The organism is Rhodoferax sp. (assembly GCF_034520025.1).
In the GTDB taxonomy this organism is placed as follows: Bacteria; Pseudomonadota; Gammaproteobacteria; order Burkholderiales; family Burkholderiaceae_C; genus Allorhodoferax.
This window is the reverse complement of the sequence record NZ_JAXHNZ010000002.1, coordinates 816,952-842,042: the sequence shown is the minus strand read 5'-3', so window position 1 is coordinate 842,042 and position 25,091 is coordinate 816,952. Positions and strand designations below refer to the sequence as shown.

Sequence of the window (25,091 nt, the reverse complement as noted above, 5' to 3'; positions counted from 1 at the left end):
TCATGAGCGACCACACTATCCCCCAAAACTGGGCGCACTACAGCGCCGCAGACCACGCAGTCTGGAAGACGCTGTTTGAGCGCCAGACCGCGCTGCTCCCCCAACTGGCCTGCCGTGAGTTTGTAGAAGGCATGCGCGCGCTCCCGCTCAGCCCAGACGCCATCCCCGACTTTGCCGCGCTCAACGAAGTGCTCATGCCCTGCACCGGCTGGCAAGTGGTGGCTGTACCGGGGCTGGTGCCCGACGAGGTGTTTTTTGAGCACTTGGCGAATCGTCGCTTCCCCAGTGGCAACTTCATCCGCAGTGCGGACCAGCTGGACTACCTGCAAGAGCCCGATGTCTTCCACGATGTGTTCGGCCACGTGCCCATGCTCATGCACCCGGTCATGGCGGACTTCATCCAGCTTTATGGCCAGGCCGGCCTGCGGGCCCAGCGCATCGGCAAGCTCACCGAACTGGCGCGCGTGTACTGGTACACCGTGGAGTTCGGGCTGGTGAAAGAAAAGGTGCAGGGCGAGGCTGGCGTTGAAGATGCCCTGCGCATCTACGGCGCGGGCATCGCCTCGTCTTTCACTGAGAGCGCTTTTTCGGTGCAAAGCCCGTCACCGCACCGCATCGGTTTCGACCTGGAGAGGGTGATGCGCACCCGCTACCGCATCGACGATTTTCAGGAGTCCTACTTTGTGCTGGACAGCCTGGACGACCTGCTGGCTTTGGCGCGCATCGATTTTGATCCGATTTACGAACGGCTAAACAGCGGGCCTAGCTATGCGCCGGGGGATGTGCTGGCTAGCGACACGTTGTTTCAGCGGGGGAATAGCAGTTACGGACGCATCTCCAATTCCACCCCAACCTGCATGGCATGAATCGGTCGAGTTTTGAAGTCAAATACGCCTCTAGCCCCCGTTGAGTATGCGTAAGCAGCTACTAAAGTGATAGCGAGGCAGCCTTCCGCATGAAACGGATCAGCGCCTCCGAGAGCGATGTGTCTGCGGTGCCGATTGCATACAGCTCCGACATGTGACTGTGTCCATCCAGCCGGTGCACCGGTGTGGGTTTGCCGGCGCGTTGCAGTGCGGTGCCCAACTGGTGGGCTTGTTCCACAAAGTCCGGCGGGTCGAGTTCCGCATAGCCAATCCACAGTGGCACGGCCGATGTCACCAGGCCTGGCACTGCGTTGCGCTCGGGGTAGCGGGCCCTGTCCGCGCCGAAGTACGCCTTGAGTGGCGGGTTGTCCTCGGCGGTTACCGGGTCGAACAGCCCGGACAACACGACCGCAGCCCGCACGCCGACGCCCACGCTTTGGTGGAACTCTGGCATCGCCACATACTGGGCTACATGGGCGGCCCCGGCGGAGTGCCCCATGAGCACCATCGGGCCGTTGGGCAGCTTGTTCCCAGCGGGGGCTGTGCGCAAATGCTGTATGGCGGATTGAATATCGCGTTGGGCACAGGGCCACCCGTGCTCCGGCGCAAGCCGGTACGACATGTTGACACCTACCATCCCATTGCGCGCAGCCCACAGGCCTATGTTGTCGTGAAAGGTACCATCACCGATACGCCGGTCTCCCCGCATAAAGGCGCCGCCATGCACAAACAGCAACACGGGCAGGGGCTCGGTGGCGTTGGCTGGCGTGAAAATGTCTAGCCGGTTCCGGGCATTGGGGCCGTAGGGCACGTCGCGCTCAATCCGGACATCCTGCGGCATCGCTTTGGAGTGCAGGGGTGCAAACAGCGCCTCGGAGGGCTGAGGTGCGACGACGCGCCCCATAGACTGGAGAGCGGTTTGTACAGCGGCCGGTAGCTGGGCAGAAATGCGCACCGGATCGAGGGTGGGGTCAATGGTCATGGTGGTGTGCAAACACAGGGGGGCGCTTTTCCAAACGGGCGCGAATGCCTTCGGTTTTATCTGGGGTAGCAAACAATAACTGAAACGACTTGCGCTCCCACTGAAGGCCTTGGGCCAGTGGCAGGTTCATGCTTTCCAGCACGGCCTCTTTGATGAATTTCAACGCTTGCACCGGCAGCCCTGCCAAGTGGCTGGCGAGCTCTATGGCGCGTTGTTCCACCTCGGCGTCTGGCACGACTTCACTGGCCAAGCCCATGGCCAAGGCGTCAGCCGCAGTAAAAGGCTCCCCACATAGCAAAATTTTCATGGCAGCAAACTTGCCGACCGCCCGGGTGAGGCGCTGGGTAGCACCCCCGCCCGGCATGATGCCGATCTTGACCTCGGGTTGGCCGAAGCGAGCCCCCTGACCGGCCACGATGATGTCGGCGTGCATCGCGAGCTCGCAACCGCCGCCCAGCGCATGGCCACGTACCGCGGCGATCACTGGCTTGCTGCACCCGCTGATGGCACCCCAGAGCTGGTCCATCTGCCTGGCCAAGATGTCGGTGGGGGTGGCGTCCACATATTCTTGCAAGTCGGCACCGGCGCAAAAGGCCCGCTCACTCCCTGCGATCACGATCACCTGAACTTGCGGGTCTTGGTCAAGTGCACTAAACGCATCTGCGAGCGCTTGCCGCAGCGCCAGGTTCAATGCGTTGAGCACCTCCGGGCGGTGCAGACGCAAAAGCACCACACCGGGTGCAACGGTTTCACGGAGCAAAGGGCTCATACGGCGCCACCCGCGTTTGCTGCGTTGCCTGCTCCGAACACGGGAGCGCGCTTTTCAAAAAATGCCGTGACCGCCTCCGCGTGGTCTGCGGTGTGGTGAGCCAGGCCCTGAAACTGGCCCGCAGCGTCCAGCGCTTGGTCGAGGCTGCTGCTGCGGCCCTCTTGGAGCAGTTGCTTGGTCCAGCGCAGCACCTGTGGCGGATTGGCTGCGATCCGCTGGCCGAGGGCCATGGCCGCTTCCAGCAGTTGGCTGGCCGGCACTACCTGGCTCACCAGGCCGATACGCAGGGCCTCGGCAGCGTCGATGGTGTCCCCGGTCAGGGCCAACTCAGCAGCCTTGGACCCACCGACCACCCGTGGCAGCAACCAGCAGCCCCCGTCGCCGGGGACGATGCCCACCTTCACAAAGCTTTCCGCAAAGCGGGCGGTGTCTGCGGCAATGCGGATGTCGCACATGCAGGCCAGGTCGTTGCCCGCACCGATGGCCGCGCCATTGACCGCCGCAATGATGGGCACTTGCAAGGTCTGAAACGCCCGCGGGATTCGCTGGATACCCGCGCGGTAATTGGCCGCAATCTGCGCAGGCGAGCCACCGAACATGCCGGTGCGATCCCGCATTTCCGCCACATTGCCCCCTGAGCAAAACGCAGTGCCCGCGCCGGTGAGCACCGCCGCGCGGATCGAGAGATCGGCGTTCATGTTTGCGAACAGCTGCTCGAATGCCGCAAACATCTCTTCACCACTTAGGGCGTTTCGGGTGTCGGGGCGGTTGAGGGTGAGCACGGCCAGGTGGCCATGGCGGGTGAATTGAATAGGGTCGGTACTCATGGATTCTTTCAAACGCGTTCTATCGCCAATGCAATGCCCTGGCCTACGCCGATACACATGGTCACCAGCGCCCGGCGCCCTCCGGTGCGCTTGAGCTGGCGGGCTGCGGTTAGCGTCAGCCGCACGCCGGACATGCCCAGTGGGTGACCAAAGGCGATAGCACCACCGTGCGGGTTGATGTGCTCGCCGTCGTCCGGCAGCCCTAAGCCGCGCAGCACCGCCAGGCCTTGTGCGGCAAAGGCCTCGTTAAGTTCAATCACATCAAAATCAGCGATTTGCAAACCGGTCTGGGCCAGAAGTTTTTGGACTGCAGGCACTGGTCCGATGCCCATCACACGCGGAAGCACACCCGCAGTGGCGAAGCCGGTGATGCGGGCCAAGGGCTGCAGGCCATGGCGCGCCACCCCTGCCTCGCTGGCAAGCAGCAATGCTGCGGCGCCATCATTGACCCCTGACGCGTTGCCAGCGGTGACGCTGCCACCTTCCCGGAATGCCGGTTTGAGGCGGGCGAGGCTCTCGAGGGTGGTGTCAGCGCGGGGGTGCTCGTCTTCGGTGATCTGCAGGGTTGTGCCCCGCTTGTTGCCGGGCACGGTGACCGGGATGATTTCTTCCCGCAGCACGCCACTACCTTGTGCCCGGGCCGCGCGTTGTTGGCTGCGCAGGGCAAAAGCGTCCTGGTCGGCGCGGCTGATGTGGTGCGCTTCGGCCACGTTTTCAGCGGTCTCTCCCATGGCATCGATGCCGTAGAGGCGTTCCATCGCAGGGTTCACAAAGCGCCAGCCGATGGTGGAGTCGTAGATCTCGGCCTGCCTTGAAAACGCGGTGGTCGCCTTGGGCATGACCATAGGCGCACGGCTCATGCTCTCGACGCCGCCCGCAATCGCGAGATCCAGCTGGCCACAAGCGATGCCGCGGGCAGCGCTGGCCACAGCCTCCAGGCCCGAACCACACAGGCGGTTCACGGTGGCAGCTGCCACGGTGTGCGGCAGGCCTGCGAGCAAGGCACTCATGCGTGCCACATTGCGGTTGTCTTCGCCGGCTTGGTTGACGCAGCCGTAGTACACCTCTTCCAACTGCTCCCAGTCCAGGCCCGGGTGGCGTGCCATGAACGCTTGGAGAGGCAGGGCACCCAGATCGTCGGTGCGGATACCCGAGAGGCCGCCACCGTATCGGCCGATGGGGGTGCGCACACCATCACACAGGTAGGCGTGCGCCATCACAGCCCCAGCACCCGCTCAGCGTTGCCGTGCATGATTTTTTCCATCACCTCGGGCTTGTAGCCAAGTTCATCCCACTCCCGCAAGATGCGTTCGTAGGGCAGGCTAGGGTAGTCGCTACCGAACATGATTTTGTCTTGCAAGCGGCCCCGAATATCCACCTTCAGGTTGCCCGGAAAGTGCTTGGGCGCCCAGCCTGACATTTCCCAGTACACATTGCCTTTGTGCAGCGCGACGGCGGTGGTTTCGTCCACCCAGGGCCAGCCGGGGTGGGCCATGATGATTTTGAGGTTCGGAAAGTCGGCCGCCAGGTCGTCGATGGCCGAGGGGTGGGCGTGGTTGATGCGCGCGCCATGACCCCCGGGCATGCCGGCGCCCATACCGGTGGTGCCCACGTCGATCATTACCGCAGCGCCCAGGCCGTTGATGACTTCAAAGAGGTCGTAGTAGCGCCGGTCGTTCACCGCAAAGTGCTGCATGATCGGGTGAAAGTGAAAGCCTACAAAGCCCAGCTCTTTCACGGCTTTCTCGGCCTGTCGGATGGCGATTTCGCCCTTGGCGGGCTCCACAGCGCCCCAGCACTGGATCACCCGTTGCGGGTGGCGCTTCCACATGTCGTGCACATATTCGTTCGTGCAGGGTGGGGTGGCGACGGTGGTTTCCAGGTCCAGCGCGACCAAGCATGCCTCCACACCAGCAGTGGTGAATTCGGCGATAACGTCGTCTTCCGACTTGGCAACCCAGTCGCGTTTCCAGTAGGTGGCCAGGGCCTCGGGGTAGGGGCCCTGGGCATCAATCCAGGTTTGGGTGCCGGGGTAGCAGTGCAGATCGATAATTCTCATGGTTGCTCCTGTTTTTATAGCTGGTTGCGCAATATTTAAGAGGGCTGCAGGCTTTTTTGGAGCATATTTGCGACCATTTCGCCCAACGCCTTTTTGGACACCTTGCCGAAGGTAGACACCGGAAAGTCGGCCAATACCTCCAGGCGCTCGGGCAACTTGAACTTGGCGATTTCCTTGGTTAGCAAAAAGTCGACGAGCGTTTTGAGGTCCAGGGCCTGACCTGCCCGCAAGATGACAAAGGCGCACATTTTTTCGCCCATGTGGGCATCGGGCATGGGCACGCAGGCCACGTTCTGCACGGCCGGGTGCATCAAGATGAGGTTCTCGACTTCCTCAGCGCTGATTTTTTCGCCGCCGCGGTTGATCAGGTCTTTTTTGCGCCCTTCGACCACGTAGTTGCCGGACGGGTGTTTGCGCATCAGGTCACCCGAGCGGTAGAAGCCATCGGTGGTGAACTGCTTGGCGTTGTACTCCGGCACACCGAAATAGCCGCGCAGCGTGTAGGGGCCGCGCACCGTGAACTCGCCCACCTCGCCAGGTGCCACCTCGCGGTCGTCTTCGTCGAGGAGTTTGACTTCGTCGTCCTCGCAGACCGGGCGGCCGCAGGTTTCCAGCTTGACCTCTTCCGGATCGCTGGAGCGCACAAACATCAGAGTGCCTTCAGACATGCCGAAGTTCTCTTGCACGAACACGCCCGGAATCAGCGCGCGGGTTTTGGCCCGCACCTCCGGCTGCATGCGCTGGCCACCGCTTTGGATGAGCTTGAGGCTGGAAAGGTCATAGTCGCCCACTGCCGGGTCATTGATCAGGCGGATCAGCAAAGCCGGCACCACCTTGAGGTGTGTGACCTTGTGCTTTTGGATCAGCGCAAACATCTCGGCCGGCCGGGTATTGGCGTGCACCACCACCTTGGCGCCGTTGAACATGAACCCCTGAATGCCCGGGCAGGCCAGTGGCAGGTTGTGCGCAATGGGTAACACCAGCAGCAAGACCGACTCCGCATCCACCTCGCACACGCTGGCCGCCACTTTGGAGTTGTAGGCGTAGTCGTTGTTGGTGCGGGGAATCAGCTTGGGAATGCCTGTGGTGCCGCCCGAGAGCTGGAAGATGCAGGGGTCGGTAGGGTCGATGGCAATGTCGGCCAAGCGTGACGCCGGCAGCTGCGCAGGGCGGTCAATCAGCTCTCGCAAAGAGTGTTCACCCGGCTTGGGTTGCCCCAACACGATGCGGATACGCAGTGCGCTGTTTTCCGCTGCCACGCGGTCGATGACTGGAGAGAAGTGAAAGTCGCCCGCCACCTCCGGGTACACGCAGGCAGTGGCGCCTGAGAGCTGTACAAACTGGCTGATTTCGGCATAGCGGTGAGACACCAGCGCAGCAATCGGGATCGCGCCGATTTTTTGCAGGGCAAAGTAGAGCACCACAAATTCATGCACATTGGGCAGGGTGGGCACCACCCGGTCCAGCGGTTGGAGACCGATCTCCAGCAGGTTGAGCGCTAGGTTGGTGCTCAGCCGGTCGAGGTCGGCATAGCTCAAGCTCACATCGCCATCGACGAGTGCGGTGCGATCATGGAAGCGCGCATACACCGCGTCAAACTCTTGGGCGAGCGATCTATCTTGCCAATAGCCTTTCGCTCGGTAGCGGGCGGCAAACTCGGGGGGGAAGGGAACAAAACCTTTCAACATGGCGAGCCTCCGTGTCTCAGGTTGAACTGGTGAAGCCACCGTCGATCACCACGATTTCACCGGTGACAAAGCGGTTAGCGGTGAGTAGGTTCAACATGGTCTCTGCCACGTCTTCCGAGGTCACGCAGCGCTTGAGCGGGGTCGCTTTGGCGCGTTTGCCCATGAGATCGTCGTACTTGTCGCCCAGCATGCGCTGCATCCAGTCACCTTCCATCCAGCCTGGCGCTACCGCGTTCACGCGGATATCGGGGCCCAGATTCCAAGCCAGTGTTTTGGTCAGATTGACTACAGCCGCTTTGCTGGCAGCGTAGGGCAGCGGTTGTGGGCCGGGGCGAAGGCCCACGATGCTGGCGCTGTTCACGACGGCAGGGTTGCTGCCTTTTTTCAGTAGCGGGACCGCCGCTCGAGTCACCTGGAAAGTGCCCCGCACGTTCACCGCGAAAGTGCGGTCCCATTCCGCCATGTCCAGGCTCTCGAGGTCTTTAACCTTCCAGGTGGCAGTGGTGCCGGCGTTGTTGATCAGGGCATCGAGGTGACCGAATTCAGCGACGATCTTGTCCATCATGGCGCGCACCGCGCCGTCGTCAGACACATCGCATTGCAGCAGCAGGGTCTTGGCGCCCAGGGCTTGGGCTTCTGCAGCAGTGGCTGCGGCGCCTTTGGCGCTGGAGGCGTAGTTGATAGCAATGTCGTAGCCAGCATTGGCGAGGGCAAGCACGGCGCTGCGTCCGATGCCGGTGGCTCCGCCGGTCACCAGCGCTTTTTTACGTTCATTCATGGGGATCTTTCTGTGGATAGGTGAGAGGGGTGCCAGGGCCTACTGGGCCTGGATGCCAAGGTCAGCCACGATCTTTTTCATGGCTTTTTGCTGTGTGGCGAAGAACTCGCGGGCACCCTCAACGCTGTCTTGTCGTGGGTAGACGCCAAGGTCTGACAGGCGGGCAGTGATATCGGCTGACTGGGTGATCTTGTTGATCTCTCTGTTCAGCGTTTCGATGATTTTGGGTGGCGTGCCCTCCGGCACCATGATCTGAAACCAACCGACGGCCTCAAAGCCTGGATAGGTCTCTGCCACGGTAGGGACATCCTCGAAGCCCGGCAGGCGTTTGGACGAGGTCACTGCCAGTGCATGCAGTTTTTTCGCTTTGACGTGTTGCAGCAGGCCGGGAATGCCGTCTGCGGTCATAGTGACCTCACCCGTCATCACTGCCACGATGGCGGCCGGTGGGCCTGCATAGGGCACGGTGAACAGGCCCATGTTGCCCGCCTTGTTGACCAGCTCGCCTGCAAGGTGGGGCAGTGAGTTGTTTTGCGGTGCTGCGAAGTTGAGCTTGCCGGGCTGGGCTTTGGAGGCCTTGGCCAGATCCGCCAGCGACTTGATGTTGTTGCCCGACTGGGTGACCAGAATCAGCGGGCTGATGCCGACGGTAGCGACCGATTGCAGATCGGTATCGGGATTGAACTGCGGGTTTTTGTACACCAAGGGCGTGATGCTGCCCATGGCCGCTGGCACAAAGCCGATGGTGTAGCCGTCGTTGGCTGAGCGGGCCAGTGCAGACATGCCTGGGATGCCGCCCGCACCGGGGCGGTTGTCCACCACCACGCCCTGGCCGAGTGCGGCGCTCAAGCGGTCTCCGACCAAGCGGGCCACCACGTCCGGTGCAGCGCCCGCTTGGGCAGGAACAATCATGCGAATGGGTTTGGCGGGCCAGTTCTGTGCAAAGGCTCCTGCGGCTCCCGCGAGTAAGCAGGCGGCCGCAATCACGGCGCGACGTTGACGCGATAGGGGTTTCATATTGTCTCCTGTGGTCGTCGACGAATATGTCGATCTGGGTGCGACTGTAAAAGTGCGGTGTGATTCACATAAGATGGCAATTTGCAAATCGTGATTCATATTTCGCATCTCCCATGAAGCTTGATCAACTCCAGTACTTTGTCGCCATCGTGGAGCATGGCAGCCTGCGTTCTGCAGCCCGGCGCTTAGGCGTGCCGCAGCCTGCGGTAACACGCAGTATCCGTGCCTTGGAGAAGGAGTTGGGGGGCTCGCTGTTCATGCGCGAGACGACTGGCATGACGCTCACCGACACCGGGCGGCGCTTTCATATCCGCGCCAGCAACATCGTCCACGAGGCCCGCCGGGCGCAAGACGAAATCGCCCAGCACCGGGGCGATGACCGTGGGGCGGTGGTGGTGGCTCTGTCGATCATGCCGCACGTGGGGATGTTGCCTTTCGCCCTCAAGACCTTCAGGGCGCGTTACCCGGGTGTCAAGCTTCAAATCATGGAAGGCTTGTTCCCGGACGCGGAAGGGCTTTTGCGTGATGGCACCGTTGACTTTTATCTGGGGGCAGCCCCCCGGACACCGCCTGCACCGGGACTTGCTATGCGCAAAATGTTTGAGAACCGGCGTGCCGTGGTGTGCCGCAAGGGGCACCCGCTGGCCAACGTGCGCTCACTCAAGGCTTTGCAGGCCGCAGATTGGGCGATTACGGGGGTGGACTACAACGTAGAGGACGATATTGCCCGTCTGTTTGAAAGCCACGGACTTACGGCACCGAACGTGGTGTTACAGGCCAGCTCTGCCATGTCCATCATGGTGAGCTTGGCCCACAGCGATTTATTGGCGATGCTGCCCGTCCAGTGGGAGGAATTCCCGATGACCCGGGATGCACTGCAGGTTATCCGGGTCCGCGAGCCGCTGCCGGCGCCTGCGATTGTGATGGTCCAGCGCCCGGACTTTCCGCTCACCCCGGCGGCGGAGTACCTGTCCGACGTGTTGAGCCGCTATGGCCCGACGTGATGGGAACGATATAAACCGGCCTCTAGCCCCCGCTGAATATGCGCAGACTGCTATCACAATGGTAGCGCTGTAGTGCTTTTGATTTGCTCCATCGAGAAGGCTGATGACACGCCGGAGAGCTCTGCAAGCTGAATCAGGCGCTTGTAAAAGCGGTCATAGCCGGCGATATCGGCGGCCACTACTTTGAGCAGGTAGTCCACATCGCCACTCATGCGGTGGAACTCTTGCACCTCGGGCATGCCGGCCACGGCAGCGGCAAATTCGCGCAGCCAGGCTTCGTCGTGCCGGTTGGTGCGCAGGCTCACAAACACGGTGACTGGCAGCCCGGCTTGCTCGCGGTTGACGATAGCCACGCGCTTTTCGATCAGGCCGGACTCTTCCATCGCTTTCACCCGTTTCCAGCACGGGGTGGTGGAGAGGCCTACTTTTTCGCTGAGTTGGGCCACTGACAGGGTGCCGTCCTGCTGCAACTCGCTCAGGATGGCACGGTCAGTGCGATCCAGTTCTTTGTAGATTGCCATTGCTGTTATTTCAATAGATGTGGAATAAACATTCTATGTTTTGCGCTATGTGCGTAAACATTGGCATGTATGTTTGCGCCTGCTTGCCTACCATTTGATGCTTGTTGTTAATCCCCAAAGACGCCTGTCATGCAAGCACCTACCCACGAAATCTACTTGGACTGCAACGCGACCACGCCGGTGCTACCGGCCGCGCGGGATGCGGCCCAGCGGGCCCTGATGGGCCAGTTTGGTAACCCCAGCAGCAGCCATAGTGCCGGCTTGCGCGCCAAAGCTTTGCTGGAAGACGTACGCGCCCGTGCAGCAAGGGTGCTGGGTGCGGGCGATGGACAGTTGCTATTTGTGAGCGGCGCCACAGAAGGCATTCAGACCGCTGTGCTCTCGGCATTGTGTGCAGCGCGCGCGCGCCGTGAAGCCGGCGAAGCGCTTAGCGGGCCGATTTTGCTGGGCGCCACCGAGCACAAGGCGGTGCCACAAGCGGTGGCGCACTGGAACCAGCTCCTGGGCCTCAATCTGCCGGTGCTTACCGTGCCGGTCAACACACAAGGCTTGCATGATCTGGCGTTTCTGCAGCAACACCTGCCGGGCGCGACCCTGCTGTGCACTATGGCAGCCAATAACGAGACGGGCGTGGTGTCTGACATTGCCGGCATCGAGGCCACACTGCAGGCCAGCGGCTCCCGTGCCTTGTGGCTGGTGGACTGCGTGCAGGCGCTGGGCAAGCTCGAGTTGAATTTGGCGGCCACCCGCATTGACTACGCGCCGTTCTCCGGCCACAAGCTTTATGCGCCCAAAGGTATCGGCATGCTCTACGTGCGCGCTGGCAGCCCCTACACCGCGCTGATGGCTGGTGGTGGCCAAGAGGGCGGGCAGCGGGCCGGTACCGAAAACATGCCCGGCATTGCCGCCCTCGGTGCCGTGTTGCAGGCGCTGGAAGACGGCGGCGACGCGGTGTTCCGCAGCCACGCGCAACTGGCGGACTACCGTGCGCGCCTGGCCGATGCGCTGCGCGAGGCCTTGCCTGGCGTGGTGTTCAACATGCCGTTTGAGGGCAGCTTGCCAACCACGCTCAACTTTTCGGTTCCGGGCATGGACAGCAAAACGCTGCTCAATGTGTTTGACGCGGCCGGCATGCGTATCAGCGCTGGCAGCGCTTGCAGTGCCGCCAAAGCTGAACCCAGCTATGTGCTGCAGGCCATGTGCTTGCCGGCCTGGCAGACCGAGGGCGCGGTGCGCCTCTCGATAGGCGCCACGGTAGACGCAGCATTTACCGACGAAGCGTGCGCTCGTATCGCCAGCTGCGGCCAAGTGCTGCGGGCCTGCGTGCCGGGTGCCGCCCCAGCCCATGGCGGGCCTACGCTTGCCATCGAGTGCGCTAGCGAGGGCGGCCTGTCTGCCGATGCCCTGGATGATTTCTTTCAACGCCATCCAAACGCCCGTATGGTCGATGTCCGCGATGTAGCCGAACACCAGGCCAGCCACAATTGGCTTCCGTGGACGCAAGTCACTGCGCTGAATGTGCCCCTGGAGACCCTGCGCCACAACATGCCTGCGGACCTGTCGCAAGCCTTCGGCCCAGTGGTCATGTTCTGCCGCAGCGGCGCACGCAGTCGCCAGGCCGCGGCACTGTTGCGCGCGCGCGGGCACGCACAGGTGTGGCACCTGGAGGGTGGAGTGGCACTGGCTGAAATGGCATAGGTCTGTGCTCTCTGCGCATGGCACCTAGCGGCACAATGTCGGGCATGCAGACATCCACACCCACTCTTGACACCTCCACCCCCGCACTCGCCGGGCACCTCTTGGTCCAGTGCTTGATTGCACAGGGCGTTACCCACGCCTTTGGTGTGCCGGGCGAAAGTTATTTGGCGGTGCTCGATGGCTTTCACCGCTACAGGGATCAGATTCGCTTCATCATCAATCGGCAAGAGGGCGGTGCTGCGTTCATGGCAGAAGCCCAGGGCAAGCTGACCGGCCGCCCCGGCATTTGTTTTGTAACCCGCGGCCCGGGGGCAACGAATGCCAGCATCGGGGTGCACACCGCGTTTCAGGACTCCACGCCGATGGTGCTTTTCATCGGGGATGTGGCCAGCGACCAGCGCGACCGCGAGGCTTTTCAGGAAATGGATTACCGAGTGATGTTCGGCCCCAGTGCCTTGGGCATGGCCAAGCGGGTGGAGCGGATTGATGATGCGAGACGCATTCCCGAATACGTGGCGCGCGCCTTTGCCACCGCCATGAATGGGCGCCCTGGTCCGGTGGTGCTGGTGTTGCCGGAAGACATGTTGACGCAAGTGTTAGAGCCCAATGCGGCGGGGCAGCGTCCTCAGCCGCTGGCCCGTGTCGAGCCGGTTGAGGCCTGGAGCGACCCGGGTGCCCTGCGGGATCTGCGCCAGCTGCTGCTGAAAGCAGAGCGCCCCTTCGTGATTGCGGGGGGCGGGGGGTGGACGCCGCAGGCCGCGCAGGCGCTGCAGCGCTTTGCCGAAAACTGGCGTCTGCCGGTGGGCAATGCGTTTCGCTTTCAAGACACCTTTGACAACCACCACCCGCAGTACGCGGGCGATGTGGGCATCGGCATCAACCCGGCGCTTGCCAAGCGGGTGCGCGACAGTGACTTGATCATCGCCATCGGCCCCCGCTTGGGTGAAATGACTACCGGTGGCTACACCCTGCTGCAAGCGCCCAAAGCGGCGCAGACGCTAGTGCACATCCACGCGAGTGCAGAAGAGCTCAACCGGGTGTACCAAGCAGATCTGGCCATCCACGCCAGCATGCGAGCGGCAGCCCGCTCTCTGGAGGTGTTGACAGCACCAATGAATGTGCCGTGGGAGGCGTGGACGCATGGCTGCAACGCGGACTACCTGGCCAACCTCGTACCCTCTGTGATCGCTGATTTGCCGGCCGACAACGAGCGCGGGTTGGTGGACATGCCTCATGTGATTGCTTGTTTGCAAAAGCACTTGCCGGCTGATGCGGTGCTGACCAACGGTGCCGGCAACTTTGCAAGTTGGTTGCACCGCTTCTACCGCTACACCGGTTTGGCCGCCGGGCACAAAACCCAGTTGGCGCCGACCAACGGCGCCATGGGCTATGGCGTGCCCGCAGGGATTGCGGCGGCGATTTTGAGCCAAGAAGCGCCTGGTAGCGGCCAGGGCAGGGTGGCATTCACGATTGCCGGGGATGGTGATTTCCTGATGAACGGGCAGGAGCTCGCCACCGCAGTGCAGCACGGTGCCAAGAGCATTATTTTGCTGTTGAACAACGGTATGTACGGCACCATCCGCATGCACCAAGAGCGCGAATACCCGGAGCATGCAGCGGGTACTGCGTTGGCAAACCCGGATTTCAGCGCACTGGCCCGGGCTTACGGTTATGCCGGTGTCACGATCCGCAAGAGTGCAGATTTTGAGGCCGAGCTGCTTGCCGCCTTGGCCCGGCCGCAGGGCACCGTTATAGAGGTGGTGCTGGAGCCTGAGCTCATCAGCACCCGTGGCACTCTGCGCGCCATGACGCAGGCAGCACTCAAGCGATGAGCGCTGCCGGTTTGGGGCTGCAGTCTGTGCACCATGTGGCCATCATTGCATCAGACTACGCCCGTTCTAAACATTTCTACACCGAGGTGCTGGGCCTGCAGGTGTTGGCCGAGAATTTCCGGGAGGCCCGTGGCTCGTGGAAATTGGATCTCGGTTTGCCTGATGGGGGGCAGATCGAGCTGTTTTCTTTCCCCTCGCCTCCGCCACGGCCCTCTCGTCCGGAAGCCTGTGGCTTGCGCCACCTGTGTTTCCGGGTGGCCGATGTGGACTCGGCAAAGCAGCGATTAGAGGCTGCAGGTGTGGCAGTAGAAGCAGTGCGCATAGATGAATACACCGGAATGCGCTTCACGTTTTTCTCGGACCCTGACGGATTGCCCTTGGAGCTTTATCAAGCTGGCTAGCATGTGCTGCAGCTGCGCAAGGCGTGGGCGGTGCCGCTGGTTTAATTGAGTTGGAGAATGCGCCAGTCGATCCGGTTGTCGGGCCGGTGAACGATGTTGACGTTGCTGCGCATAGCCCAAGGGATGATCAGGTTGATCAACGGGATGGTGGCTACATCGTCGTTTTGTAACTGCAAGGCTTCCGTGATCAGGCCGGTGCGGACTTTGGGATCGGCCTCTTTCTTAATCCGGTTGATCAAGGAGTCTATGGCGGGATTGCTGTAGCGACCGAAGTTCCCGTCTCCACTGTTGCGTGTGCGGGTCTGGACTAGCGATTGCAATGTATTGAGGCCGTCAAAAGTAGCTGGGCCGAAGCCGATGAGATAGACACCCAATTCATGGCGCTGCAAGCGAGGGAAATAGTCGGTGAACGGATAGGTCGTGAGCTTGGCTTTTACTCCTATGCGCTCCCACATCGCCTTGATGGCTTGACAGATCTCCTCGTCATTGGGGTAGCGGTTGTTCGGGCATGAGAGCTCCAGTTCAAACCCGTTTGCAAAGCCAGCCTCGCTCAGCAGGGCTTTCGCGTTGGAGACGCTGAATTCGGGACGCTTGTTGAGTGCCTCGCTCCAACCATTGACTTTGGGCATGACCAATGCGCCGGTGACTTGGCCCTGTCCACGGAGGGTGACCCGAGTGATGGCAGCCGTGTCGATGGCCGTGTAAAGCGCTTTGCGGACACGCCTATCTTTGAGCGGATTTTTTCCCTTGATATTGCTGCCCTGCAATTGGTCACTGAAGTGGTCCATCCCAATGAAGAGCGTTCTATTTTCAGGTCCGTTGAGTAATTTGAAGTCTGAGTTGTTGCGCAAGGCCAGCAAACTTTGCGGGGTAGGGTCTAGCACCAAGTCTATGCTTCCGCTTTCTAACGCTGCGATACGACTCGTGAGACTGGGCAACGGACTAAAAATGATCTCGGTGACGTTGGATTCCAAAGGGCCCCACCATGCCGGATTTCGAGTCAGAGTGATATCCCGGTTGGGTATCCACTCTTTCAGCATGAAGGGGCCAGTGCCGTTGGCATGGCGATGGGCGTAGTTTTCAGTTTTTGACTTGACGTCTTTTGGATTCGTAGAGTCGTGTTCTTTGGCCCATGATTCACTGAGGATGCGCAGCTCTGTCAGTTGATTGAGAAGCACCGGATTGGGGGTGGAAGTGTGGATGTCCAGTCGTAAATCGTCAATTTTTACTACGCGGGCAATGCCTTGGGTGAAAGGCTGAAAGGTGGAGTTGGGCTTCATCGCACGCTGGATGGAGAAGACTGCATCGTCAGCGGTGAAGGGGCGCCCATCGTGAAATTTGACTCCGGTACGTAGGCTGAGACGCAAATGGGTCGGCGTAATCTGCTGCCACTGACGCGCCAGCATGGGCTCCACCTCAAAAGTTCTGCTGTTGTAGTACACCAGACTTTCGTACACCGCTGCATGGATACCGTTTTGCAGTCCGGCATTTTGACTGTGCGGATCCCAAGACAATACGTCACTGGCAGCAGTCCATTTGAATGTTTTTGCTGAACTGACAGTTGGTGCTAGCGCTATCAGCACCGCGAGTGCTATACGAGAGAGTGCAGCGATCATGGGTGTCTCCAATGGATCATTTGTGTCTCCCCATCATAAAAGACCTTCCCCAAACCGGTGCAGATCGGGCTATTCACTGCCCCAAAAAAAGAGCGCCCGCCGAACCATGTCGGGGGGCGCTGTTGATGTGTTAGTACCCCTTACCGAGAGGTACCCGTTGCACCGATCAGATCCTGCCTTCTTCGACAGCGTGGCAGGCTATACGAACCTTGTCCAGTAGTTTCATCTCTGGCTTTTCACTTTTGCAACGCGCATTGGCATGCGGACAGCGTGGGTGAAACGCGCAACCCGATGGCGGGTTGAGCGGGTTCGGCACTTCGCCTGCCACCGCTGTGCGTGCGCGCCCGGTGTCGTGCATTTTAGGAATCGCGTCCAGCAACATGCGGGTGTAGGGGTGACGCGGGCTGTCGAACAGCGTGTGTTTGTCAGCCAACTCCACCAAGCCACCCAGGTACATGACCCCGACCTGGTCGCTGACATGCCGCACCACCGCGAGGTTGTGCGAGATAAACAGGTAGGTTAGGCCCTGCTTGCGCTGCAGGTCTTTCATGATGTTGAGCACTTGCGCCTGCACACTCACGTCCAGAGCGGACGTGGGTTCATCGCACACCAGAAACTCTGGCTGGGTCGCCAAAGCCCGTGCAATGGAAATGCGTTGACGCTGGCCACCCGAGAACTGGTGCGGAAACTTGACGCTGTCTTGCGCCGAGAGTCCGACGGACTCCAGCAACTCGCCCACACGTTGATCTAGAGCCGCTTGTTCACTCAGGATTTCATGCTCGATCAGCGGCTCGGCAATGATGTCACCTACTGTCCAGCGTGGATTCAGGCTGGCATAAGGGTCTTGAAACACCATTTGCACCCGGCGGCGCAGTTTGCGTCCTTCTGGAGTTTTGAATGCGGCATGGGCATCTTGCCCATCGAATTCAAAGCCGCCACGGGTGGGTTCATACAAACCGACCAGCAAACGCGCCACCGTGCTTTTGCCGCATCCGGATTCACCCACGAGTGCGAGGGTGGTGCCGCGTTCGATGTCAAAGCTCACGCCATTCACTGCCTTCAGCAGCATCTTGGGTTTGCGCTCGATCACCCGGTTCAGCCAGGGGGCAGAGACGTCAAAGGTCTTGGCGAGGTCAGTCGCCCTTACGAGGGGTTGTGCATCTTGGCTCATGCGGCACCTCCAGTCTCGTGCAGCCAGCAGGCTGCTTGGGTGTTGCCTGCCTGCATCAGGTCGGGGCGTTGTTGGGTGCACTTGGCGATGGTGCGGGTGCAGCGGGGGTTGAATGCGCAGCCTTGTGGGATGGCATTCAGTCGTGGCATGGCACCATCAATCTGGTGGAGGTTTTCGCGATCTTGGCTCATGTCGGGGATACAGGCCATCAGGCCCGCCGTATAGGGGTGTGACGGCCGGTTGATCACATCGTGCACGGGGCCGATTTCTGCCACCCGGCCCGCATACATCACAGCCACGCGGTCGCAGGTTTCGGCAATGACGCCCATGTCGTGGGTAATCAGCATGACCGCAGCACCGCGCTCTTTGCAAATGGTTTTAAGCAAGGTGATGATTTGCGCTTGGATGGAGACGTCCAGTGCCGTGGTGGGCTCGTCAGCCACGATCAGCTTGGGTTCTGCGGCCAAGGCCAAAGCGATCACGACGCGCTGCCGCATGCCGCCAGAGAACTGGTGCGGATAGTGGTCGATCCGCTGTTCGGCGGCAGGAATGCCGGTGTCTTTGAGCAGCTGGATGGCCCGTTCACGCGCCTGTGCCTGGTTCAGTGGCAGGTGGGTGGTGATGGTTTCAATCAGTTGCCGGCCGACTGAGTACAGCGGGTTCAGCGAGGTCAGCGGATCCTGAAAGATCGCACCGATCTTGCGGCCTCGTATCGCACGCATGCGGTCTTGTGGCAGGTCGTCGATGCGCTGGCCTTCCAGCAGGATCTCGCCACTGCCGATGCGGCCCGGCGGCTCCAACAGGCCGATGATCGCCGCCCCGGTCAGCGATTTGCCGGCGCCGGATTCACCGACAACGCCCAGAATTTCTCCCGGTGCAATGTCGAACGAGACTTGATCGAGCGCACGCAGCGTGCCTTTGCGTGATGGGAATTCCACCACCAGATTTTTGACTTGTAACAAGCTCATATGCGGTTATCTCAAGCGGGGGTTCAGGGCATCGCGCAACCAGTCGCCCAGCAAATTGACGCTCAGGGCAATTAAGACCAGCATGGCGCCCGGGAAGATGGTGATCCACCATTCGCCGGAGAACAGGTAGTCGTTGCCGACCCGGATCAGGGTGCCTAGCGACGGGGAGGTGGGGGGCGCACCAACGCCTAGGAAGGAGAGGGTGGCTTCGGTAATGATGGCCGTGGCTACCTGAATTGTGGCCAGCACCAACACGGGGCCGAGCACGTTGGGCAGCACATGCTTGCGCATGATGCGAAGCGGTGCCACACCAGTGACCCGTGCAGCTTGCACATATTCCTTGTTACGCTCGACCAGGGTACTTCCGCGCACGGTGCGGGCGTATTGCACCCATCCCGTCAGGGAGATCGAGATGATCAGCACCCCAAAGGCCAGTGACTCATGCGCATTGGGGAAGAGCGCGCGCCCCACACCCGCGATCAGTAAGGCGACCAGGATCGCGGGGAAGGAGAGCATCACGTCGCACAAGCGCATGAGCAAGGCGTCAACCCAACCACCCAGGAAGCCCGCCAGCAGCCCAAAGCTGACCCCGACCAGCAGTGACAACACCACAGAGGCGAGCCCCACAGCCAGTGAGATGCGGGCGCCGTACATCAAGGCAGACAAAATGTCGCGGCCCTGATCGTCGGTGCCCAGCAGGTAGCCGGCTTTGCCGCCTTCACTCCAAGCGGGCGGGAGTCGGGCGTTGTCCAGCTGCAGCGTGGACAGGTCAAACGGGTTATGAGGTGCAATCCAGGGCGCAAAGAGCGCACACACCAGACAGGTGAGTGCAATCAGCGCAGCGAAGATGGCAGTGGGGGACGTGCGGAAGCTATAGCCCACATCGCCATCCCACCACCGGTGAAATAGAGAGTTCAATGGATGTTCCTCTGTGAGGGAAATAAGGTTGGGTTTTGTGACTCAATGCCCGCCGGACTTGCCGGCACGCAGCCGCGGGTCCACCGCGAAATACAGCAGGTCCACGATCAAATTGATGACCACAAAGATCAGGGCAATCAGGCAGAGGTAAGCGGCCATGACTGGAATGTCTGCAAACGTCACGGCCTGAATGAACAAGAGGCCCATGCCCGGCCACTGGAAAACAGTTTCCGTGATGATGGCGAAGGCAATCAAACCGCCGAGCTGCAAGCCGGTGATCGTCATCACAGGTACCAGCGTGTTTTTCAGCGCATGCCCGAAGTGAACAGCCCGTGTCGTCAGGCCCCGTGCGCGCGCGAACTTGATGTAGTCGGTCCGCAAGACTTCCAACATCTCCGCGCGTACCAGTCGCATAATCAGGGTGAGCTGAAAAATAGCCAGAGTGACTGCCGGCAACACGATGTGGTGCCAGCCTTTGGCCGTCAGCAAACCACTGGTCCACCAGCCGATCTTCACCACTTCTCCGCGGCCAAAGCTCGGGAACCAGCCCAGCGTTACGGCGAACACCAAAATCAGCAAGATGCCGATCAAGAAAGTGGGTAGCGAGACTCCCAGAAGCGACAGCGTCATGAACACTTGACTCAAGAACGAGCCGCGTTTGAGCGCGGCATAAACCCCCATAGGGATCCCGACTGCAAGTGCCAGAAAACCGGCGACCAAGGCGAGCTCAAGGGTGGCAGGGAAGCGCTCGGCAATCAGCGTGGAGACTTGGGTCCCCTGGCGCAAACTGAAACCGAACTCACCCTGGGCAGCATTCCTGAGGAAATGCCAGAACTGAACAATAAAAGGTTGGTCAAGGCCCAGGGCCTGACGCAGTTCCTTGATTTGCTCTTGCGTTGCATCTTGTCCCAACAGGAAGACGACGGGGTCGCCAACGTATTGAAACAGCATGAACGATATGAGGGCAACGGTGACCATCACCAATGCCGCTTGCGCCAAGCGCCGCACTATGAATGCAAACATAGATTCAAAAAAATGAGGGCCGCGGCAGATACTGCCGCGACCCCGTTTACTAAAGAAGTGCGGTTTTACTTAACTTTGACCAAGCGCCAGTCCAGGCGGTTGTCCGCGCGGTGGACCACGTCAATGTTCTTCTTCATGGCCCAAGGAATGACTTGGTTATGCAAAGGAATATTGGCAACGTCGTCGTTGTGCAATTGAAGTGCTTTGGTGAGCAATTCGGTGCGCAGCTTCAGGTCGGTTTCTTTTTTGGTGCGCTCGATCAAAGCGTCCATCTGGGGGTTGCTGTATCGGCCAACGTTGTAGTTGCCGTCACCGCCAGCGCCCACAGAGCGAACCAGGGATTGCAGGCTGTACAACGCATCAAATGTGGGCACGCCCCAGCCCAGCATGTAAATGCTGGCTTCATTGCGCTGAATCATGGGGAAGTAGGTCACCAATGGCAGGGTGCGCAGCCTCGCTTTCACGCCGATGCGCGACCACATGGCAGTCACTGCCTGGCAGATCTGCTCGTCGTTGATGTAGCGGTTGTTCGGGCACGCCAGATCCACTTCAAAACCGTCTTTGTAGCCAGCATCGGCCAACAGTTTTTGAGCAGCAGCCACGTCAAACGGGTAACGCTTGTGCACGGCTTCGGTCCAGCCAGTGACCTGAGGGGCCACGATGGCGCCGGTGGCTTGACCCAGTCCACGCATGGTGACACGGGTGATTGCGTCTGCGTCGATGGCTTGATAAAGCGCCTTGCGGACGCGCACGTCTTTCAGAGGGTTTTTACCCTTGATGTTGCTGCCCACGAGCTCGTCGCGGAACTGGTCCATACCGAAGAAGATGGTGCGGTTTTCAATGCCGTCCATCACCTTCAAATCGGCGTTAGAGCGCACGCGAGGCAAGTCTTGCGGGCTGGGGTCCAGCACCAGGTCCACTTCGCCGGAAAGCAAAGCCGCCATACGGGTGGCCACTGCCTTGACGGGGGTGTAGACGATTTCTGTCACATTGGATTCACTCTTGCCCCACCAGCCCTTGTTTTGGGTGAGAACCAGCTTCTGGTCCGGCAACCAATCTTTGAGCATGTAGGGGCCGGTGCCGTTGGCATTGCGGTGGGCAAAGTTCTCTTCCTGGGTTTTGATGTCCTTGGGGGCCACAGACTTGTTCTTCTCGGCCCACGCTTTGCTCATTACACGCAGCTCGGTCATCTGATTCAGCAGCACGGGGTTGGGTGTCTTGCTGTACACATCGAAGGTGGTTTCGTTGACCTTGACGACCTTGTCCACGCCCTGGATGTAGGGGGTGAAGTTCGATGTCGGCATCATGGCGCGCTGGATGGAAAACACAGCGTCATCCACAGTCAACGGGCTGCCGTCATGAAACTTCACGCCACTGCGCAGAGTGAAGCGCATCTGGGTGGGGGAGATGTCTTTCCAGGCAGTTGCCAGTACGGGTTCGATCTTGAAAGTCTTGCTGTTGTAGTAAACAAGGCTTTCGTAGACCGCGGCGTGAATGCCGTTTTGGAGTGCGTTGTTTTGGGAGTGGATGTCCCAAGTTGCAATATCACTGGAGCTGGACCATTTGAATGTCTTGGCCTGCAATGCGGTTGCTCCGAATGCCATGGTTGCGGCGAGAGCGAGTACCTGGAGTTTCATGGGTAAAAATCCCTTGGTTTAAAGGTGGCGATTATGCATAAACCATACCAATAAAAATTGGCGGAAAACCCTAGGTGTTCCGGGGTCCAGATCGCGGCTTTTTTCACCCTTACCACGAATAAAAAAAGGCCGGAGAGTCCGGCCTTTTTTGGTAGTCACGCAGGCGACTTACTTCAGGTGCTTGCCGATCAGGCCAGCCAATTCAAACATGGTGACTTGGGCTTTGCCGAAGATTTCTTTGAGCTTGGCATCGGCGTTGATGTTGCGCTTGTTGGCCGCGTCTTGCAGGCCGTGCTTTTTGATGTATGTCCAGAGCTTGCTCACCACTTCGGTGCGTGGCAAGGCAGCCGAACCGACCACTGCAGCCAATGCGGAGCTGGGGGTCAGCGCTTTCATGAACGCGGCGTTCACAGTGCGCTTTTTGGCGGGGGCCTTCTTCACAGGTGCTGCAGCTTTCTTGGCGGGTGCAGCCGCTTTCTTTGCAGGAGCCGCAGCCTTGACGGCTACTTTCTTCGCAGGTGCTGCAGCCTTGGTTGCAGGAGCAGCTTTCTTTGCTGGTGCAGCGGCTTTCTTAGCCGGCGCTTTTTTCGCAGTTGCCATGGTGAATTGTCCTTTTTGAAGTTGGTTTTAGCCCAGCAAAAAAAAGCTTCTTCACTGGTGTCGCACATGCTAATGGCAAAAAAGCGGCTTTCCAAGGGAGCATGGTCAATTTTCCTGCGCGAATGTTGTTTTTTTCATTGGAGAATCCATGCAATTGAGTCCTCAAGGAGTGCCCTGATGTCCGGTTTCGTGTTTCCTTCGTTTTCTACCTGTGACTTTTGCGATATTTACAAGGGTGACAGTAGCGGTGATTTCAGGGTGATGCCGCCTGTTTTTAGGGAGTTCGGCGGACTGTCAGCCTTCTGTGGGCCGGTGTACACCGTGCAGTGTTTGGAAGACAACAGCTTTGTGAAACAGGCGGTGGATTCTCAGGGGTGGCTCGATACGCCAACGGGGCGTGTGGCGCAGGTGCTGGTGGTTGATGGCGGTGCCTCGATGCAGCGGGCGTTGGTCGGAGGCAACCTGGCCGCAGCAGCGGCCCGGAATGGGTGGGCCGGTATTGTGGTGAACGGGTGTGTCCGGGATCTTGCAGAGCTGGAGCAGCAGCCCGTGGGCATCCGGGCTCTGGCGCCCATGCCGTTGCCTACCGAAAAACGTCAGCAGGGTGTGGTGCAGCTCCCGGTGCGGGTGCAGGGCGTGTGGGTGCGCCCGGGTGACTGGTTGTATGCCGACCGGGACGGCATGGTGATCGCACCCCGCCCCTTAGTGTGAGGGTCCGCTGCCGCGCCCCGGCAGCGTAGCCAGTACAACGCTCAAGAGAGCGATGCCGAACGCCAACATCTGAAGGCCGGCCAGTGGTTCGCCCAGAACCAAAACGCCCACCACAGCGGCCGATATCGGCAGCATCACAGTGAACACCCCGGCGCGCGAGGCCGGTACGTTTTTCAGGCCGCTCATCCATAGCCATACGGTCCAGACACTGGCGGCCAAAGAGTAAAACAGCAGTAGAAGCCATGAGCCTGTCGTCACTGCGCCGAAGTCAAACGACCACGCAACGTACGCGCCCAGAGGCGTCATCAACGCAAAGCCCCACAAATTAATGAGTGCGGTGATGCGGCGCGGAGTCAGGGCACCGGTGAGCTTTTTGGCGATCACCGCATAGGCGGCTTCGCAGAGCACTGCGGCAAACACCAGAGCGTTGCCCAAAAGATGGTTGTTCTGAGTCAAATCGCTGCTTGGCGCAGATGGTCCGTGCGCAGAGTGCTCACTTTTTGATAGTGCCAGTAAGCTGATGCCCAAGGCGCTGCACGCGACAGCCAGCCACGTGCGACCGCTGATTTTTTCCTTGAGAAACACCCAGCTCATCAGCGCCACGACTGCCGGAATGGCCGCCATGATGACGCCTGCAGACACTGCGGTGGTCATGCTCACACCGTACAACATGCAGATAGAAAACAGAAAGTTTCCGAAGAAAGACTCCAAGAACAAAAACTTGCGGGTGGAGGGGCTCATCGGCATTTCGTCTGCGGGGCGCTTGAGCCAATGGATGGTGGCCAAGCCGCCAATACCAAAGCGCAACCACGCCAGCAAAAATACCGGGAGCACCATCACCAGCGGCTTGGAGAGTGCGACATAACTGCCGATGAGTGCCATGCTGGAGGCCAGCAAAGCGTAGGAGAAGAGCCGGGGCGTGGTGTTCATGGGGGCACTGTGAATCGGACTGACAAAGACGCGATGAGCCTACACCAAGTCACTAGCGCCAAGTGGCTCCATGCAAGCGATATCGCTCAGGTAAGGTCACACCCGTTCCAATCAATCCACGTGTTGACCAAAGGATGCTTCATGGGTGCAGGTACCTTCGCTTACGCTAGCAACAGCAATCGATTTTTGGCTTGCGAGCCGCTTCAACATCAGCCGTTTGCTCTTGCGGGCATCCCGTTTGACGGCGCTGTTACCAACCGCCCCGGCGCGCGTTTTGGCCCCCAGGAGATCCGGCGCGCATCGCTGATGATGTGTGATGAGCTGCATCCGCTTTTTGGTGTGAGCCCGACTGATGTTCTGGGTGACGCGGGCGAGTTTGCGTTGCCGAATGCATCGCCCTTGGTGAATGTTCGTGCGGCGATTGAGGCGCAAGCAGACGCCTTGCTTGCCCAACATCACTGTGTGTTTCTCGGGGGCGACCATTCCGTCACCTTGCCGTTGCTGCGTGCGATCAAGCGCCGCCATGGTGCGGTGGCGCTGATCCATTTTGATGCGCACTGTGACACCTGGGAGGATCCATTCGGGGAGCCCTCAGGCCATGGCACCTGGACCTACGAAGCCCTGCAAGAAGGGCTGGTCCAGCCTGAAAAGACCATCCAAATCGGACTGCGATCCAGTGGCACCCGGGACGCCCGGGAATACGTGCGGGACCAGGGTGGACTGATCTTTACTGCCCGCGATCTGCGGGGGCGCGATGGCGATGGACTGGCAGGTGTGGTCGCGGCCATCCGGGAGCGTATTGGCGATACGCCGGTGTATTTGACGCTGGATATCGATTGCCTGGATCCTGCATTTGCTCCCGGTACCGGGACCCCCGAGCCGGGTGGAATGAGCAGCTCTCAAGTGCTGACCTTGTTGGAGGAATTGGCGCCGCTGTCGTTCATCGGGATGGACTGTGTCGAGGTCGCCCCCGCGTATGACCATGCCGAACTCACCAGCAATGCCGCTGCAACGTTTGTCTGGACTTACCTGAGCGGGCAGGCCGCCAAATTGTCCAAGTAACACGCAAATAGCC

At 60.1% G+C, this 25,091-nt stretch carries 24 protein-coding genes; 7 read left to right on the top strand and 17 right to left on the bottom strand.

The window, feature by feature from the left end; all coding sequences use genetic code 11:
• Positions 1–2 precede the first annotated feature (2 nt).
• The gene (gene phhA / locus U5L73_RS12250; RefSeq protein ID WP_322562619.1) at positions 3–866 is read left to right on the top strand and encodes a phenylalanine 4-monooxygenase; all 864 of its coding nucleotides are present in this window, start codon (positions 3–5) and stop codon (positions 864–866) included.
• Positions 867–927: 61 nt separating this feature from the next.
• Here phhA and U5L73_RS12245 read toward each other — a convergent pair whose 3' ends face one another.
• The 8 genes from U5L73_RS12245 to U5L73_RS12210 are packed head-to-tail and all read right to left on the bottom strand — an operon-like array spanning position 928 to position 8,986.
• Complete coding sequence (locus tag U5L73_RS12245) at positions 928–1,848, bottom strand: alpha/beta hydrolase (protein WP_322562618.1); 921 nt, start codon at positions 1,846–1,848, stop codon at positions 928–930.
• A complete protein-coding gene (locus U5L73_RS12240; protein WP_322562617.1) occupies positions 1,838–2,617 on the bottom strand; it encodes an enoyl-CoA hydratase-related protein in 780 nt (259 codons plus the stop codon). The genes U5L73_RS12245 and U5L73_RS12240 overlap by 11 nt, the downstream gene beginning before the upstream one ends.
• On the bottom strand, positions 2,614–3,444 hold the full coding sequence (locus tag U5L73_RS12235; protein WP_322562616.1) for a crotonase/enoyl-CoA hydratase family protein: 831 nt from the start codon (positions 3,442–3,444) through the stop codon (positions 2,614–2,616). The genes U5L73_RS12240 and U5L73_RS12235 overlap by 4 nt, the downstream gene beginning before the upstream one ends.
• Before the next feature lie 8 nt (positions 3,445–3,452).
• Entirely contained in the window at positions 3,453–4,661 is a 1,209-nt protein-coding gene (gene pcaF, locus U5L73_RS12230) for a 3-oxoadipyl-CoA thiolase (protein ID WP_322562615.1), read from the bottom strand.
• Complete coding sequence (locus U5L73_RS12225) at positions 4,661–5,503, bottom strand: amidohydrolase family protein (protein WP_322562614.1); 843 nt, start codon at positions 5,501–5,503, stop codon at positions 4,661–4,663. Before U5L73_RS12225 ends, pcaF begins: the two co-directional genes overlap by 1 nt.
• Before the next feature lie 35 nt (positions 5,504–5,538).
• Entirely contained in the window at positions 5,539–7,191 is a 1,653-nt protein-coding gene (locus U5L73_RS12220) for a (2,3-dihydroxybenzoyl)adenylate synthase (protein WP_322562613.1), read from the bottom strand.
• A 16-nt stretch (positions 7,192–7,207) separates the two neighbouring features.
• Positions 7,208–7,969, bottom strand: coding sequence for an SDR family oxidoreductase (locus tag U5L73_RS12215; RefSeq protein WP_322562612.1), 762 nt, complete (start codon positions 7,967–7,969; stop codon positions 7,208–7,210).
• Between the two features lie 39 nt (positions 7,970–8,008).
• Positions 8,009–8,986, bottom strand: a complete 978-nt coding sequence (locus U5L73_RS12210) for a tripartite tricarboxylate transporter substrate binding protein (protein WP_322562611.1) — start codon at positions 8,984–8,986, stop codon at positions 8,009–8,011.
• Positions 8,987–9,099: 113 nt separating this feature from the next.
• On the opposite strand from U5L73_RS12210, the gene U5L73_RS12205 reads away from it, so the two are divergent.
• A complete protein-coding gene (locus U5L73_RS12205; protein ID WP_322562610.1) occupies positions 9,100–9,990 on the top strand; it encodes a LysR substrate-binding domain-containing protein in 891 nt (296 codons plus the stop codon).
• Between the two features lie 53 nt (positions 9,991–10,043).
• On the opposite strand, the gene U5L73_RS12200 is transcribed toward U5L73_RS12205, so the two are convergent.
• Complete coding sequence (locus tag U5L73_RS12200) at positions 10,044–10,511, bottom strand: Lrp/AsnC family transcriptional regulator (protein ID WP_322562609.1); 468 nt, start codon at positions 10,509–10,511, stop codon at positions 10,044–10,046.
• A 129-nt stretch (positions 10,512–10,640) separates the two neighbouring features.
• Between U5L73_RS12200 and U5L73_RS12195 the strand changes: the two genes are divergently transcribed.
• Genes U5L73_RS12195 through U5L73_RS12185 form a run of 3 tightly spaced genes read left to right on the top strand, consistent with a single transcriptional unit; the run spans position 10,641 to position 14,442 of the window.
• Complete coding sequence (locus U5L73_RS12195) at positions 10,641–12,209, top strand: aminotransferase class V-fold PLP-dependent enzyme (protein ID WP_322562608.1); 1,569 nt, start codon at positions 10,641–10,643, stop codon at positions 12,207–12,209.
• Positions 12,210–12,253: 44 nt separating this feature from the next.
• The gene (locus tag U5L73_RS12190; protein WP_322562607.1) at positions 12,254–14,041 is read left to right on the top strand and encodes a thiamine pyrophosphate-binding protein; all 1,788 of its coding nucleotides are present in this window, start codon (positions 12,254–12,256) and stop codon (positions 14,039–14,041) included.
• Entirely contained in the window at positions 14,038–14,442 is a 405-nt protein-coding gene (locus U5L73_RS12185) for a VOC family protein (RefSeq protein WP_322562606.1), read from the top strand. The genes U5L73_RS12190 and U5L73_RS12185 overlap by 4 nt, the downstream gene beginning before the upstream one ends.
• A 41-nt stretch (positions 14,443–14,483) precedes the next feature.
• Here U5L73_RS12185 and U5L73_RS12180 read toward each other — a convergent pair whose 3' ends face one another.
• The 7 genes from U5L73_RS12180 to U5L73_RS12150 form a co-directional block, all read right to left on the bottom strand.
• Entirely contained in the window at positions 14,484–16,058 is a 1,575-nt protein-coding gene (locus U5L73_RS12180; protein ID WP_322562605.1) for an ABC transporter substrate-binding protein, read from the bottom strand.
• 166 nt (positions 16,059–16,224) lie between these two features.
• Positions 16,225–17,229, bottom strand: coding sequence for a dipeptide ABC transporter ATP-binding protein (locus tag U5L73_RS12175; RefSeq protein WP_322562604.1), 1,005 nt, complete (start codon positions 17,227–17,229; stop codon positions 16,225–16,227).
• Positions 17,226–18,197: an ABC transporter ATP-binding protein gene (locus tag U5L73_RS12170; RefSeq protein ID WP_322562603.1), complete on the bottom strand. Its 972-nt coding sequence runs from the start codon at positions 18,195–18,197 to the stop codon at positions 17,226–17,228. The genes U5L73_RS12175 and U5L73_RS12170 overlap by 4 nt, the downstream gene beginning before the upstream one ends.
• A 6-nt stretch (positions 18,198–18,203) precedes the next feature.
• A complete protein-coding gene (locus tag U5L73_RS12165) occupies positions 18,204–19,115 on the bottom strand; it encodes an ABC transporter permease (protein WP_313873207.1) in 912 nt (303 codons plus the stop codon).
• Between the two features lie 42 nt (positions 19,116–19,157).
• Positions 19,158–20,138 carry an ABC transporter permease gene (locus U5L73_RS12160; protein WP_322562602.1) on the bottom strand — a complete coding sequence of 327 codons (981 nt, stop codon included), beginning with the start codon at positions 20,136–20,138 and terminating at the stop codon, positions 19,158–19,160.
• Positions 20,139–20,203: 65 nt separating this feature from the next.
• A complete protein-coding gene (locus U5L73_RS12155) occupies positions 20,204–21,775 on the bottom strand; it encodes an ABC transporter substrate-binding protein (RefSeq protein ID WP_322562601.1) in 1,572 nt (523 codons plus the stop codon).
• A gap of 168 nt (positions 21,776–21,943) precedes the next feature.
• Entirely contained in the window at positions 21,944–22,375 is a 432-nt protein-coding gene (locus U5L73_RS12150) for an SWIB/MDM2 domain-containing protein (protein ID WP_322562600.1), read from the bottom strand.
• Positions 22,376–22,552: 177 nt separating this feature from the next.
• Here U5L73_RS12150 and rraA point away from each other — a divergent pair, with 177 nt between their 5' ends.
• Positions 22,553–23,086 (top strand): ribonuclease E activity regulator RraA, encoded by a 534-nt coding sequence (gene rraA / locus U5L73_RS12145; protein WP_322562599.1) that lies wholly within the window; start codon positions 22,553–22,555, stop codon positions 23,084–23,086.
• Here rraA and U5L73_RS12140 read toward each other — a convergent pair.
• Complete coding sequence (locus U5L73_RS12140) at positions 23,078–24,016, bottom strand: DMT family transporter (protein WP_322562598.1); 939 nt, start codon at positions 24,014–24,016, stop codon at positions 23,078–23,080. The genes rraA and U5L73_RS12140 overlap by 9 nt on opposite strands.
• A 141-nt stretch (positions 24,017–24,157) precedes the next feature.
• Between U5L73_RS12140 and speB the strand changes: the two genes are divergently transcribed.
• Complete coding sequence (speB, locus tag U5L73_RS12135) at positions 24,158–25,078, top strand: agmatinase (protein ID WP_322562597.1); 921 nt, start codon at positions 24,158–24,160, stop codon at positions 25,076–25,078.
• The last annotated feature ends 13 nt before the right edge of the window (positions 25,079–25,091 follow it).

Bases quoted from the DNA above. Each gene is read 5' to 3' on its own strand.
- U5L73_RS12140 (WP_322562598.1), bottom strand. From the start codon at position 24,016: ATGAACACCACGCCCCGGCTCTTCTCCTACGCTTTGCTGGCCTCCAGC.
- phhA (WP_322562619.1), top strand. From the start codon at position 3: ATGAGCGACCACACTATCCCCCAAAACTGGGCGCACTACAGCGCCGCA.
- U5L73_RS12235 (WP_322562616.1), bottom strand. From the start codon at position 3,444: ATGAGTACCGACCCTATTCAATTCACCCGCCATGGCCACCTGGCCGTG.
- U5L73_RS12155 (WP_322562601.1), bottom strand. From the start codon at position 21,775: ATGAAACTCCAGGTACTCGCTCTCGCCGCAACCATGGCATTCGGAGCA.
- U5L73_RS12180 (WP_322562605.1), bottom strand. From the start codon at position 16,058: ATGATCGCTGCACTCTCTCGTATAGCACTCGCGGTGCTGATAGCGCTA.
- U5L73_RS12240 (WP_322562617.1), bottom strand. From the start codon at position 2,617: ATGAGCCCTTTGCTCCGTGAAACCGTTGCACCCGGTGTGGTGCTTTTG.
- U5L73_RS12185 (WP_322562606.1), top strand. From the start codon at position 14,038: ATGAGCGCTGCCGGTTTGGGGCTGCAGTCTGTGCACCATGTGGCCATC.
- U5L73_RS12220 (WP_322562613.1), bottom strand. From the start codon at position 7,191: ATGTTGAAAGGTTTTGTTCCCTTCCCCCCCGAGTTTGCCGCCCGCTAC.
- pcaF (WP_322562615.1), bottom strand. From the start codon at position 4,661: ATGGCGCACGCCTACCTGTGTGATGGTGTGCGCACCCCCATCGGCCGA.
- U5L73_RS12205 (WP_322562610.1), top strand. From the start codon at position 9,100: ATGAAGCTTGATCAACTCCAGTACTTTGTCGCCATCGTGGAGCATGGC.
- U5L73_RS12160 (WP_322562602.1), bottom strand. From the start codon at position 20,138: ATGTTTGCATTCATAGTGCGGCGCTTGGCGCAAGCGGCATTGGTGATG.
- U5L73_RS12175 (WP_322562604.1), bottom strand. From the start codon at position 17,229: ATGAGCCAAGATGCACAACCCCTCGTAAGGGCGACTGACCTCGCCAAG.
- speB (WP_322562597.1), top strand. From the start codon at position 24,158: ATGGGTGCAGGTACCTTCGCTTACGCTAGCAACAGCAATCGATTTTTG.
- U5L73_RS12225 (WP_322562614.1), bottom strand. From the start codon at position 5,503: ATGAGAATTATCGATCTGCACTGCTACCCCGGCACCCAAACCTGGATT.
- U5L73_RS12200 (WP_322562609.1), bottom strand. From the start codon at position 10,511: ATGGCAATCTACAAAGAACTGGATCGCACTGACCGTGCCATCCTGAGC.
- rraA (WP_322562599.1), top strand. From the start codon at position 22,553: ATGTCCGGTTTCGTGTTTCCTTCGTTTTCTACCTGTGACTTTTGCGAT.
- U5L73_RS12245 (WP_322562618.1), bottom strand. From the start codon at position 1,848: ATGACCATTGACCCCACCCTCGATCCGGTGCGCATTTCTGCCCAGCTA.
- U5L73_RS12150 (WP_322562600.1), bottom strand. From the start codon at position 22,375: ATGGCAACTGCGAAAAAAGCGCCGGCTAAGAAAGCCGCTGCACCAGCA.
- U5L73_RS12215 (WP_322562612.1), bottom strand. From the start codon at position 7,969: ATGAATGAACGTAAAAAAGCGCTGGTGACCGGCGGAGCCACCGGCATC.
- U5L73_RS12190 (WP_322562607.1), top strand. From the start codon at position 12,254: ATGCAGACATCCACACCCACTCTTGACACCTCCACCCCCGCACTCGCC.
- U5L73_RS12210 (WP_322562611.1), bottom strand. From the start codon at position 8,986: ATGAAACCCCTATCGCGTCAACGTCGCGCCGTGATTGCGGCCGCCTGC.
- U5L73_RS12195 (WP_322562608.1), top strand. From the start codon at position 10,641: ATGCAAGCACCTACCCACGAAATCTACTTGGACTGCAACGCGACCACG.
- U5L73_RS12170 (WP_322562603.1), bottom strand. From the start codon at position 18,197: ATGAGCTTGTTACAAGTCAAAAATCTGGTGGTGGAATTCCCATCACGC.